Consider the following 12,534-nt stretch of genomic DNA (forward strand, 5'->3'; position numbering starts at 1 on the left):
CAGCGGTGGTGGGCGACCGGGAGCGGGGCGGCGCTCCGTCACACCGCGGCGTTCTCCGTGACGGTGACCTTGCCCTTGCGGAGGGTGGCGATGCGCGGCGCCCTGCGGGCGAGCGCCGTGTCGTGGGTGACCATGATGAAGGTCAGCCCGTGCTCCTTCCAGAGCGCTTCGAGCACGTCCATGATCTCGTCGCGCATGCCCTCGTCGAGGTTGCCGGTCGGCTCGTCGGCGAGCAGCACCTTCGGGTTCTTGACCAGGGCGCGGGCGATCGCGACGCGCTGCTGCTGGCCGCCGGACAGCTCCGAGGGGAGATGCCCGCCGCGTTCGGCCAGACCCACCGACTCCAGCGCTTCGGCGGCCCGCTTGCGCCGCTCGCCGCCCTTGACGCCGAGCGGGACGAGTGCGGTCTCCACGTTTTCCTGAGCGGTCAGGGTCGGGATGAGGTTGAAGGACTGGAAGACGAAGCCGATGTTCTCCGCGCGCACCTTGGTGAGCTTGGCCTCGCTGAGCTTCCCCAGATCCACGCCGTCCAGGACCACCGTGCCCGAGGTGGGCCGGTCCAGACCGCCGAGCATCTGGAGCAAGGTGGACTTGCCGCCGCCGGTGGGGCCCTGGATGACCAGACGGCCGCCGTCCTCGATGGTCAGATCGACTCCGGCGAGCGCGTCGACGGTCTTCTTGCCACGCTGGTAGCGCTTGGTGACGCCGCTGAGTTCATACATGGGACGGTTTCCAACTCCTGCTGTACGGAGGGGTGAGGGCGACTCTCTGCGCGGGAACGCCGGTCTACTCGACGCGGCGCAGCGCGTCCGCGGGCCGCAGCCGGGAGGCGCGCCAGCCGCCGAAGCCGCCGGCGATGAGCCCGCCCGCGACGGCGAGGGCGACCGCCATGGCGATGGTGGTGACGGAGACCGGCGCGGTGAGCGCGATGTCCAGCGCCTTGGCCGCGGTCTGCCGGCCGGGGCCGCCACCGAAGCCGCCGTTGCCGCCGCGACCGAAGCCGCCGGCACCGCCCGATGCGCCGATCGACGCGGTGAGGGTGGGGCTGATGGCGGTCACGGCGTACGCACCGGCCAGGCCGATCGCGATACCGAGTACGCCACCGAGCAGGCCGTTGACGAGTGCCTCACCGATGACCTGGCGGGTGACCCGGCCGCTCTTCCAGCCGAGTGCCTTGAGCGTGCCGAACTCCCGTACCCGGCGGCTGACGGCCGACGAGGTGAGCAGCCCGGCCACCAGGAAGGCGGCGATCAGCACCGCGATGGACAGCCACGTGCCGACGTTGGTGGCGAGGTTGGACGCCGTGGAGAGCGAGCCGGACACGGTGTCCGCGAGGTCGGCCGATGTGGTGACCGTGGTGCCGGAGATGTTCTTCTGGATGGTCGACTTGACGCCGGCGATCTTCTGGGAGTCGGCGGCCTTGACGTAGACCGTGGTGACCTTGCTCTTCGCGTCGGCCAGCGTCTGCGCCTGCTGCAGCGGGAGATAGAGGTTGGCGGCCGCCTCACCGCTGTCGGGGGTCGCGACGCCCACGATCTCGTACGTGACGGAGTGGACCGTGACCGTGCTGCCGACCTTGAGCTTCTTCTTCTTGGCGTAGGAGGCGTCGACCACGGCGACCTTGGCGTTGGTCTCCGAGCTGCTGAAGGTACGTCCCGAGGTGATCTTCGACGAGGTCAGCGGGCCGAGGCCGAGGTGGCTGACGTCGGTGCCGTACACGGTGTAGGAGTCGACCTGGAAATCGGCCCCGCCGCCCTGCACTTCACCCTGCGGGGCGCCGCCGCCGTAGCCACCGCGGCCGCCGGTGCTGCTGCCGCTGCCGGACCGCTGCTTGAACTCGCCGCGCTTGAACTGACCGTCGACCTTCAGCACGCTCAGGCTCAGGCCGCCGACGGCGCTGGCGACGCCCTGCTGCGCGGCGACCTTGTCGACGGTCGATGAGGCCAGGGTCTGGAAGCCCTGGACCATGACCCGGTCGCTGCTCTGCTGGGTGTCGTCGCTGTTGCCCTTCGCGCCGAACCGGAACTTCGGACGGGCGTTGCCGCCGGTGGTGCCCGCCGGGGCCTCCGCCTTGGTGACCGTCATGTCCGTGCCGAGGCCGTACAGCGATTGGAGGACCTTGTCCTGGGCCTGGCCCATCCCGGAGGAGACCGAGCTGACGACGATGACCAGCGCAATACCGAGGGCGAGCCCCGAGGCGACGACGAGCGCCGCCTTTCTGCGGCGGCGCAGCTCGCGCCGGAGGTAGGTGAAGAACATGAGGTGAAGGTAGGTACCGTCGGTGATGGCGGGATAAGCCCGGCGTGAGAGATCGATGAGAAGCGGGCGGATACGCCGACGGCGGCCGGTCCGCCAGGAGTTGTCCTGGGGACCGGCCGCCGTCGTACGGGGATGGGGGCTGGGCGACGCCTGCGGATCAGGCCTCGGAGCCGGCCTTCCATGCCGACCAGCTCATGTTCCAGCCGTTGAGGCCGTTGTCGGGCTGGATCTGCTTGTCGTTGGAGTTCTTGACGACGACCACGTCACCGATCAGTGAGTGCTTGTAGAACCAGGCGGCAGGCGTGTTCGGGTCGTTGGCACCCTTGGTGTCGGAGAGCCCGACACAGCCGTGGCTGGTGTTCGCGGAGCCGAAGACCGACTTCGCACCCCAGTAGTTGCCGTGTATGAACGTGCCGGAGCTGGACAGCCGCATGGCGTGCGGGACGTCCTTGATGTCGTACTCGCCCTTGCCGTCCGAGTTGGTGAAACCAACCGTCGAACCGTCCATCCGGGTCTCCTTGTACTTCTCGGAGATCACCATCTGGCCGTTGTACGTCGTGTGCTCGGGAGCGCCGGCCGAGATCGGGATGGTCCTGATCGTCTTGCCGTCCTGCATGACCTTCATCGACTTCGCGGCGACGTCGACCACGGAGACCTGGTTGCGGCCGATCTTGAAGCTGACGGTCTTGTCCTGGACACCGGTGACCCCGCCGGCGCCCTCGACGCCGTCCAGGGCCAGCTTCATGGTGACCGTCGAACCTTCCTGCCAGTACTGGTCGGGGCGCAGGTCGAGCCGGGTGGAGCTGAACCAGTGGCCGACGACCTGCTGGCCGCTGCTCGACGTCACCGTGATGGCGTCCTCGACAGCCTTCTTGTTGGTGATCGCCTTGTCGAAGTTGATCGAGACCGGCATGCCCACGCCGACCGTCGAACCGTCCTCGGGGGTGAAGTTACCGATGAAGCTGTGGGCGGGCGAGACAGTGGTGAACGAGGAGTTCTCGTGTGCCTGGCGTCCCTTGCTGTCCTCGGCGGTGGCGGTGATCTGGTAGGTCGTCGAGCGCTCCAGCTGACCGTCCGGCTGCCAGCTGGTGCCGTCGGCTGCGATGGTGCCCTTGACCGACTTACCGGCCGAGGTGGTCATCGAGACGTTGGTCAGCTTGCCCGAGACGACCGTGACCTTCGTGTTCTTGTTGATGCTGGCGTTGTCGGCGCCGTTCTTGGGGGTGATCGCTATTCGGGCAGCCGAGGTGTCCTTCGCCGCGGCCGCGTCGACCGAATTCTGCGAAGGCTGCTTGTTGTCCGAACCGTCGGCTTTCTTGTCGCCACCACCGCAGGCCGTCAGCACCAGTACGCCACCGAGCAGCGCGGACGCAGCCATGAGGCTCTTGCGCCGCTTACTGTTCGTCATCACACGCTTCTCCATCGTTGCCGTATACCCCGAAATTCCCCGAGCAGGTCGCCTCGGCAGCGTGTCCCTGCACTGCTATAAGAACTTCTGCGGGGGGACGTCGGTTCCACATCCGCGGAAGATGTGCGAAACGACACTCGCAATGTGCCGAATCGTAGTCGATCGGCGCGGCGGGTCCTCGCTACCGAACGCGCTCCCAAATCCCACTGATCCGGTCTATATGCGCGCATATACGGACATATAGCCCTCGGATGAATGGCAGCCGGATAAACCTCTTGGCCTCTACGACTTTCCTGCGAGGCGCTGCCTTCACTACCATCGGCGCACACGGCCCAATCAGCGTGTGCCGCAAGGGAGATCGAACCTGTGTCAGCTCGCCGACCGCTGTTGACCGCCACCGCAGCGGGAACGCTTCTCTGTGCCTTGTGGTTCGTCCCCTCGGCGAACGCCACCGACGCGCCCAGGTCCGCCACCCCGGCGCACGCCGCCCAGCACACGGCCGCGCTGGGGCAGAACCACACCTCGGTGGACTCGACGCGTTTTCTGATCGGCGGATCGGTCTTCCTCGGGCTCGGTACGGCATCCGTGGCCATCGCGCGGCGCCGGACGCCGGACGCCTGAGCGGTAGGGCGCCGACGCCTGAGCCGTAGGGCGCCCGGTCCGCGGTTCGCTCGGGGGTTCAGTCGAGTGCCCCGGTCACCCGCTCCGCCGCCCTGACGAGGCTGCCGTCCCGGACGAAGGCATCGGCCGCGGCCAGGTCGGGCGCCAGGAACCGGTCCGGCCCCGGACCCCCGACACCCGCCTTCCGTACCGCGTCGATCACCGCGGTGCTCGCCGGCGCGGGCGCCAGGCCCCTGCGCAGCTCGATGGCCCGAGTCGCGGCGTACAGCTCGATGGCCACGATCCTGGTCAGGTCGTCGACGGCGGTCCGCAGTTTCCGCGCGGCCGACAAGCCCATGGACACGTGGTCCTCCTGCATGGCGGACGACGGAATCGAGTCGGCCGAGGCCGGCACCGCCAGCCGCTTCATCTCACTGACCAGCGCCGCCTGGGTGTACTGGGCGATCATCAGACCCGAGTCGACGCCGGCGTCCCCCGCCAGGAACGGCGGCAGGCCGTGCGAGCGGTTCTTGTCGAGCAGCCGGTCGGTGCGGCGCTCGGTGATGGATCCGAGGTCGGCGGCGGCGATGGCCAGGAAGTCGAGTACGTAGGCGACCGGCGCGCCATGGAAGTTACCGTTCGACTCGACCCGTCCTCCCCCGGAGCCTTCGGCCTGGGGGGTGCCCCCGGGCAGTACTACGGGGTTGTCCACGGCCGAAGCCAACTCCCGCTCGGCGACGGTACGGGCGTGAGCCATTGTGTCCCGGCCCGCACCGGCGACCTGCGGGGCGCAGCGCACCGAGTACGCGTCCTGGACCCGGGGTGCGTCGTCCTGGTGGTGCCCGGTGAGTCCCGAACCGGCCAGTACCTTCAGCATGTTGGCGGCCGATGCAGCCTGGCCCGGGTGCGGGCGGATGGCCTGCAGCTCCGGCGCGAGCACCTTGTCGGTGCCGAGCAGGGCTTCCAGGGTGAGCGCGGCGGTGATGTCCGCCGAGGTGTAGAGCCGCCGCAGATCGGCGAGGGCCAGGACGAGCATGCCGAGCATGCCGTCGGTCCCGTTGAGCAGGGCCAGCCCCTCCTTCTCGCACAGCTCGACCGGGGTGATCCCGGCGGCGGCCAGCAGCTCACCGGCCGGCTGGACGATGCCGTCCCGGCCTTCGGCGTCGCCCTCGCCCATCAGGGTCAGCGCACAGTGCGACAGCGGCGCCAGGTCTCCGGAACAGCCGAGCGAGCCGTACTCGTGCACCACCGGGGTGATGCCCGCGTTCAGGACATCGGCCATGGTCCGCGCGACCTCCGGCCGCACCCCGGTGTGCCCCGAGCAGACGGTCTTGAGCCGCAGGAACATCAGCGCTCGCACCACCTCACGCTCGACGTGCGGACCCATCCCCGCGGCGTGCGAACGCACGATGTTGCGCTGCAACTGTGCCCGCAGCTCCGGCCCGATGTGCCGGGAGGCCAGCGCACCGAACCCGGTGGAAACGCCGTACACCGGCTCCGGCTCGGCGGCCAGCGCGTCCACGATCTCGCGCGCGGCGGCGAGGGCGGCGCGGGCGTCCTCGGAGATCTCCACTCGGGCGTGGTGACGGGCCACGGCCAGGACGTCCTCGGGGGTGGTGCCGGATGTTCCCACGAGGACGGTGTGCATACCCATATGCAAAAGGGTACGGACCGTGCCGGTCCGCTTACCGGGACTCTCTTGATTTGGCTGAGCCACGGACGGACGTGTCCGGACCACCTGCACCACGAAGTGAACGAGCCTGCACAACCAGGCTGACGCCGGCAAATCCGAGCCCGTCCGGCGATTGAGGACCGGGGCCCGGGGCGGAGCCCCCGTTCGGGAAGGGAGGGTAGGGGAAAGGCCCCCGCCCACTACCCCCGCTTGCCCCGCAACCTCCGCCGGTCCCCACCCTCCGGCGGCGCATCCGCCAGCCGGAGCACCGCCCCGTCCCGCCCCGCCACCACCGGCTTCGCCGACCGCGCCGCCTTGGCCCGGTACTGGGCCGCGTCCGCGAGGCGGAAGAGGCGACGGGCCGAGGACAACGGGCCGATGGGGTCGCCGGTGGAGGCGATGCCGCAGGCCACGCCCTCGCCGGGGTAGAGCCGGCCGGCCCGCACGCAGAGCTGCCCCGCGACCCGGATGACCTCGTCCGCTTCGGGGCCCACCGAGAGCAGGCAGAACTCGTCACCGCCGAGCCGGGCGGCCAGTGTGCCGGGCAGCATCGCACCGCACACCGAGAGCAACGAGCCGAAACGTTCGAGCAGACGGTCGCCCACCGCATGGCCGTGGGTGTCGTTGACCCGCTTGAGGCCGTTCAGATCGCAGACCACCAGGCTGACCACCGTGCCGTCGGCCCGGAAGCGCTCCACCGCGCGGTCCAGGCCCGAATCGACGGCCCGCCGGTTGGCGAGCCCGGTCAGCGGATCCGTGAAGGCCAGCTTCCTGACCTCCTCGAGGCGCTCACTCTGGGCCAGCCCGGCCGCCACCACCGCGGCCAGCACGGTGGCGAAGTCCGCGTCGGCACGGTCGAAGACCGCCACCCCGATCGGCCGGGCGACGTACAGCTCGCCCCAGGCCCGGCCGTGCAGCACTATCGGTGCGACCACGCAGCTGCCCCGGCCACGTTTGCGCAGTGCGGCCACCCGCTGGTGGCAGTAACCGGCAGAGCCCTCGGCCGGTCCCTCGGACGTCTCCACCCAGGCGTTGGGCTCACCGCCGCTCGCCCAGCGCTCGTGCAGGAACTCCGCGATCTCCGGGAAGTGGTTCACCGGGTACGTCTCGGCCTCGGGGAATTCCTCCTCCCCCTCGGCCCGCTCCCCCACATTGGCCAGCACCCGGAGCCGGCCCAGCTCCCGCTCCCACACCGAGAGCGCACCGAAGCTGCCGCCGAGGGCGTCGCACGCGCCCCGTGCGGCCGCGCGCCAGGACGCACGCGGAGTGGGAGCCGAGGCCATTGCCTGCGCCAGGGTCACCACCGCCCGGAGCCGCACATCGTCGCCCATTACTCCAGCTTAGGGACGCTTCAGGCGTTTTGAGCAGTTATCCGTCACGCACTGTGACACACACGGGGACGCCCACCGCACGGAAACCTCCGGACTATTCCCCGGGCCACTCCGGCTTCCGCTTCTCGTTGAAGGCGGCTACGCCCTCCGCCCGGTCCCCGGAGAAGGCCACCGAACGCCAGGCCGCGTCCTCGACCTCGAGACCCGCCCGCAGATCGAGCCCGTGGCCCAGCCGCATCGCCCGCTTCGCCGCTCGCAGTCCGACCGGCGAATTCGCCGCCATACCGGCCGCCAGCTGCAGCGCCCGGGCGCGCGCGTCCTCGGCGAGGATGTCGACCAGGCCCAGTTCCCTGGCCTCGGTGGCCTCCACCCGCCGCGCCGTGAACACCAGCTCGGCGGCGCGCGCCGCGCCCACCCGCCGGGGCAGCAGCTGGGTACCGCCGCCACCGGGGATCACGCCGACCGACACCTCGGGCAGCCCCACCACCGCCGTGGCGTCGGCGACGATCACGTCGCAGGCCAGCGCCAGCTCGAAGCCGCCGCCCAGCGCGAAGCCCTGCACGGCGGCGATGGTGGGCATGGGGAGTTCCAGTACGCCGGTGTAGGCGGCCCGGGCGGTGGGCCGCTGCCGTACCAGCTCGGCGTCGGTGAGCGAGTTGCGCTCCTTGAGGTCGGCGCCCACGCAGAAGGCCCGGTCATGGGTGGAGGTCACCACCACGGTCCGCGCCGACGCGTCGGCCGACAGGGCCTCACAGGCCGCCGCGATGGACCGGGCCATCGCCGTGGACACCGCGTTCATGGCCTTGGGCCGGTCCAGGACCAGCTCGGCGACGTGACCGTGCCGCCGGACGGCGACGAACTCGCCGAAGCGCCGCACGGCTCCCGGCTGCTCCGGGGAAGTCTGTTCAGTATCTGAGATTTCCGATGTCATCCGGGCACGATAGCCAGCCGGTGGGGCGGTCGTCAGCCCGGCGGGCGGCGGTCAGGTGCGGCGGTCGTCAGCCGGTGCGGCTGTCGTCGGTGGTACGGCGGTCCTCGGTGGTGCGGCGGGTGAGCAGCCAGGGCTCGACCACGCCGAGGCCACGCACCGGGCGCTGCCACATCGGCTGGAGCGCGAAGCGGTAGCTGGGCGGCTCCTCGCCGTTCTTCTCCGCACGCTCGGCCGCCGCCGCCGCCTCCGACTCGGAGACCGGCGCCTCCGCCGTGCGCCCCAGCTCCTCGGCGAGCGCCCCGTCCACCAGGACGGTGTCCTTGGGCGCGATCGAGGTGAGCCTGCTGGCCAGATTGACGGTGTTGCCGAACACATCGCCCATCCGGGTCGTGACGGTGCCGAAAGCGATACCGACGCGCAGCTCCGGCATGGTCTCGTCGTTGCTCATGGTCTCTATCAGCCGCAGCGCGATCTCCGCCGCGGTGCCCGCGTCGTCCGCCGCGTAGAGCACCTCGTCGCCGAGCGTCTTGATGAGCCGGCCGCCGTGTGCGGCGACCAGGTCGGCGCAGGTCGTCTCGAACGCCTCGACCAGCTCGCCCAGCTCCTCCTCCTCCAAGCGGCGGGTCAGCCGGGTGAAGCCGACCAGGTCGGCGAAGCCCACGGCGAGACGACGGTCGACCATCTCCTCGTCGTCCGCCGCCTGCACCACCCGCCCGGTCGCCGCGGCGAGCTGGCGCCGCCACACGTAGCGCAGGAACTCCTCGAGCTCCGGCAGCAGCAGCTCGACCAGCGGATAGGTGACCTCGGTGCGGGTCATACCCGGCTCGGGCGGCTCGGTCAGGCCCGCCAGGAAGGAGTCGATCTGCCACTCGGCGAGCCGGGCAGTGGTCTGGCCGGTGGACCGGGCGACCTGCACCGCCATGGGTTCGCTCAGCAGCCCGGCCTCGACCAGACCGGCCAGACGGCGCAGCGCGAGCACGTCCGCTTCGGTGAGCGCCTTGGCCTGACCGATGTCGGCGAAGCCCATGGCCCGCCAGAAACGCGAGGCGAGCTCCATGGAGACGCCGGCCGTGCGGGCGGCCTGGAAGGGGGTGTAGCGCCGGTCGGCGCCGAGGATCAACTGCTCGAGCCGGATGGCGAGCGGGTCATCGGTCGGTTCCGCTGTGTGGTCGACCTCGTGGTGCGGGGTGCGGTAGGGCGAGAAAGGCGGCTGTTCCTCGCCCGAGCCGGACGAGATGTCGTCGACGGTCACCTGCCGCCTCCTGCCCATTCCGTGCGCAATGCCATGTCGATCTGATGTCCCGGCCGATCTGGATGTCGCCGTGATGTCGCGGTGATCTGCAGGTCACGGCAATGCGGATGTCGTGCCGTGCCGATCTGCCACGGATCGCCTCAACCATACGGCAGGTGTGCCGTAGCTCACGTGCCGAGACTGCTTCGGCCCGGCACGGCGCCCCGATCGGCCCCGGATCAGGCCGGTCGCAAGTGAACGATGTCACCTGCGCCGACCGGCTGCACCCCCTGCGCCGTCGCCAGTACCAGCCTGCCGTCGCCGTCCACCGCGACCGCCTCGCCGGTCAGCGAGGTGTCGCCGGGCAGTTCCGCCCGTACCGAGCGGCCCAGGGTCGAGCAGCCGGCCGCGTAGGCCTCCTGGAGACGGGACGCCGCCGGGTCGCCCCCTGCGGCGCGCCATTCGCCGTACCAGTGCTCCAGCGAGCGCAGCACCGCCCGCAGCAGGGTGTCGCGGTCCGTGGAGACCGCGCCGGCCAGGGCCAGCGAACCCGCCGTGGGCACCGGCAGCTCCTCGGCGCTGAGCGAGACGTTGAGGCCGATCCCGATCACCACGGCGCCGTCGTCGGCCCGTTCGGCGAGGATGCCGCCGGCCTTGCGCTCGTCCTCGAATGGGGCCTCCCCTGGACGAAGCTTGTCGGAGTCCTTGGGGACCCTGACCAGCAGGTCGTTCGGCCACTTCAGCGCGGTGTCGACGCCGGCCGAACGGGAGAGTCCGGTGGCCACCGCGACCCCGGTGAGCAGCGGCAACCAGCCCCAGCGCTCGATGGGCACCTCCGGGCCGGGCCGCAGGAGGACGGAGAAGAAGAGCCCGGAACGCGCCGGCGCCGACCACTGCCGGTCGAGCCGGCCCCGTGCCGCGGACTGTTCCTCGGCCACCAGCACGGCGCCCTCCGGGAGCTCCGCTGCACGCCGCACCAGGTCCGTGTTGGTGGATCCGGTGGTCCGGACGACATCGAGCGAGGTCCACAGCGCGCCGGGCCGCAGCAACGCGCGGCGCAGCGCGGTGGCGTTCAGCGGGGGCCGCCCCAGGTCCGACCAGCGATTGTCAGGTACATCCGATGACGTCATGCAACCCAGATTAGGTGTGGCAAACGACGCACTGCCGAGGCGCACCAGCGCCGATACGCTACGTGTCAGTAGCAAGGCAACACCCGCACGTCCCCCCGACCGACGCCTGAGCAGCCAGGGAGCCGCATCCCGATGTCCGAGCCGGAAGCGATCAACGTCCACACCACCGCGGGGAAGCTCGCGGACCTTCAGCACCGTATCGACGAGGCGACCCATGCCGGCTCGGCGCGCGCGGTCGAGAAGCAGCACGCCAAGGGCAAGCTGACGGCCCGTGAACGGGTGGAGCTGCTGCTCGACGAGGGATCGTTCACCGAGCTGGACGAGTTCGCCCGGCACCGCTCGACCAACTTCGGCATCGAGAAGAACCGCCCGTACGGCGACGGTGTCGTCACTGGTTACGGCACGGTCGACGGCCGCCCGGTGTGCGTGTACTCGCAGGACTTCACGATCTTCGGCGGCTCGCTCGGCGAGGTGTACGGCGAGAAGATCGTCAAGGTCATGGACTTCGCCATGAAGACCGGCTGCCCGGTCATCGGCATCAACGACGGCGGTGGCGCCCGCATCCAGGAAGGTGTGGTGGCGCTCGGTCTGTTCGCCGAGATCTTCCGCCGCAACGTCCACGCCTCGGGCGTGATCCCGCAGATCAGCCTGATCGTCGGCCCGTGCGCCGGTGGCGCGGTGTACTCCCCCGCCATCACCGACTTCACCGTGATGGTCGACCAGACCTCGCACATGTTCATCACCGGACCCGACGTCATCAAGACCGTCACCGGCGAGGACGTGGGCTTCGAGGAGCTGGGCGGCGCCCGGACGCACAACACCACGTCCGGTGTGGCGCACCACATGGCGGGCGACGAGAAGGACGCGATCGAGTACGTCAAGTCGCTGCTCTCCTATCTCCCTTCGAACAACCTCTCCGAGGCGCCGGTCTACCCGGAGGAGGCCGACCTGTCGACCTCGGACGAGGACCGCGAGCTGGACTCCCTCATCCCGGACTCGGCGAACCAGCCGTACGACATGCACACCGCCATCGAGCACGTGCTGGACGACGCGGAATTCCTGGAGACGCAGGCGCTGTTCGCACCGAACATCATCACCGGCTTCGGCCGGGTCGAGGGGCACCCGGTGGGCATCGTCGCCAACCAGCCGATGCAGTTCGCCGGTTGCCTGGACATCGACGCCTCGGAGAAGGCGTCGCGCTTCGTCCGTACCTGTGACGCGTTCAACGTGCCGGTCATCACCTTCGTGGACGTGCCGGGCTTCCTGCCGGGCGTCGACCAGGAGTACGGCGGCATCATCCGCCGCGGCGCGAAGCTGATCTTCGCCTACGCGGAGGCGACCGTCCCGCTGATCACCGTCATCACCCGCAAGGCGTTCGGTGGCGCCTACGACGTGATGGGCTCCAAGCACCTGGGCGCCGACCTCAACGTCGCCTGGCCGACCGCGCAGATCGCCGTGATGGGCGCGCAGGGCGCGGTGAACATCCTGCACCGGCGCACGATCGCGGCAGCCGACGACGCCGAGGCGACGCGAGCCGAGCTGATCTCCGATTACGAGGACACCCTGCTCAACCCGTACGTGGCGGCCGAGCGCGGCTACGTCGACGCGGTGATCATGCCGTCCGAGACCCGGCGGCACATCGTGCGCGGGCTGCGTCAACTGCGGACGAAGCGGGAATCCCTGCCCCCGAAGAAGCACGGCAACATCCCGCTCTAGACCGCCACCGGAACTCCAGAAAGGGCCCGCCCATGATCAAGGTCGTACGGGGCAACCCCACCCCCGAGGAGCTGGCCGCCGCCCTGGCGGTGGTCCAGGCGCGCGCCGCGGCGACGGCTTCCGCCCCGTCCGGCGCGCCACTGCCGCCCGAGGGCTGGTCCGACCCGGCCCGCATCGCCCGCCATCGACTGGACCGGCCGGGGCCACGGGCCTGGGCGCGTACGTACTGGCCCGGTTAGGTCCCGTCCGGCCCGGG

At 70.3% G+C, this 12,534-nt stretch carries 11 protein-coding genes; 3 read left to right on the plus strand and 8 right to left on the minus strand.

The genetic code is table 11. From position 1 onward, the window contains the following. Positions 1–38 precede the first annotated feature (38 nt). From AB0M87_RS10635 to AB0M87_RS10645, 3 genes are all read right to left on the minus strand, one after another. Positions 39–722: an ABC transporter ATP-binding protein gene (locus AB0M87_RS10635; RefSeq protein WP_365851575.1), complete on the minus strand. Its 684-nt coding sequence runs from the start codon at positions 720–722 to the stop codon at positions 39–41. Positions 723–786: 64 nt separating this feature from the next. After that, positions 787–2,259 (minus strand): ABC transporter permease, encoded by a 1,473-nt coding sequence (locus tag AB0M87_RS10640; protein ID WP_365851576.1) that lies wholly within the window; start codon positions 2,257–2,259, stop codon positions 787–789. A 157-nt stretch (positions 2,260–2,416) separates the two neighbouring features. Next, the gene (locus tag AB0M87_RS10645; RefSeq protein ID WP_365851577.1) at positions 2,417–3,682 is read right to left on the minus strand and encodes an Ig-like domain-containing protein; all 1,266 of its coding nucleotides are present in this window, start codon (positions 3,680–3,682) and stop codon (positions 2,417–2,419) included. A gap of 351 nt (positions 3,683–4,033) precedes the next feature. On the opposite strand from AB0M87_RS10645, the gene AB0M87_RS10650 reads away from it, so the two are divergent. Beyond that, the gene (locus AB0M87_RS10650) at positions 4,034–4,288 is read left to right on the plus strand and encodes a hypothetical protein (RefSeq protein WP_365851578.1); all 255 of its coding nucleotides are present in this window, start codon (positions 4,034–4,036) and stop codon (positions 4,286–4,288) included. Between the two features lie 58 nt (positions 4,289–4,346). Here the strand turns inward: AB0M87_RS10650 and hutH are convergent, their stop codons facing one another. From hutH to AB0M87_RS10675, 5 genes are all read right to left on the minus strand, one after another. Then, positions 4,347–5,915 carry a histidine ammonia-lyase gene (gene hutH, locus AB0M87_RS10655; RefSeq protein ID WP_365851946.1) on the minus strand — a complete coding sequence of 523 codons (1,569 nt, stop codon included), beginning with the start codon at positions 5,913–5,915 and terminating at the stop codon, positions 4,347–4,349. 224 nt (positions 5,916–6,139) lie between these two features. Then, a complete protein-coding gene (locus AB0M87_RS10660; protein ID WP_365851579.1) occupies positions 6,140–7,270 on the minus strand; it encodes a GGDEF domain-containing protein in 1,131 nt (376 codons plus the stop codon). A 94-nt stretch (positions 7,271–7,364) separates the two neighbouring features. After that, entirely contained in the window at positions 7,365–8,201 is an 837-nt protein-coding gene (locus AB0M87_RS10665; protein ID WP_365851580.1) for an enoyl-CoA hydratase-related protein, read from the minus strand. Positions 8,202–8,268: 67 nt separating this feature from the next. Further along, on the minus strand, positions 8,269–9,453 hold the full coding sequence (locus AB0M87_RS10670) for an adenylate/guanylate cyclase domain-containing protein (protein WP_365851581.1): 1,185 nt from the start codon (positions 9,451–9,453) through the stop codon (positions 8,269–8,271). Between the two features lie 218 nt (positions 9,454–9,671). Further along, a complete protein-coding gene (locus AB0M87_RS10675; protein WP_365851582.1) occupies positions 9,672–10,562 on the minus strand; it encodes a biotin--[acetyl-CoA-carboxylase] ligase in 891 nt (296 codons plus the stop codon). A 132-nt stretch (positions 10,563–10,694) separates the two neighbouring features. On the opposite strand from AB0M87_RS10675, the gene AB0M87_RS10680 reads away from it, so the two are divergent. Both AB0M87_RS10680 and AB0M87_RS10685 read left to right on the plus strand, forming a co-directional pair. Further along, the gene (locus AB0M87_RS10680) at positions 10,695–12,278 is read left to right on the plus strand and encodes an acyl-CoA carboxylase subunit beta (protein WP_365851583.1); all 1,584 of its coding nucleotides are present in this window, start codon (positions 10,695–10,697) and stop codon (positions 12,276–12,278) included. A 32-nt stretch (positions 12,279–12,310) separates the two neighbouring features. Beyond that, on the plus strand, positions 12,311–12,517 hold the full coding sequence (locus AB0M87_RS10685) for an acyl-CoA carboxylase epsilon subunit (protein ID WP_365851584.1): 207 nt from the start codon (positions 12,311–12,313) through the stop codon (positions 12,515–12,517). The last annotated feature ends 17 nt before the right edge of the window (positions 12,518–12,534 follow it).

It is taken from the genome of Streptomyces sp. NPDC051320, assembly GCF_040682175.1.
In the GTDB taxonomy this organism is placed as follows: Bacteria; Actinomycetota; Actinomycetes; order Streptomycetales; family Streptomycetaceae; genus Streptomyces.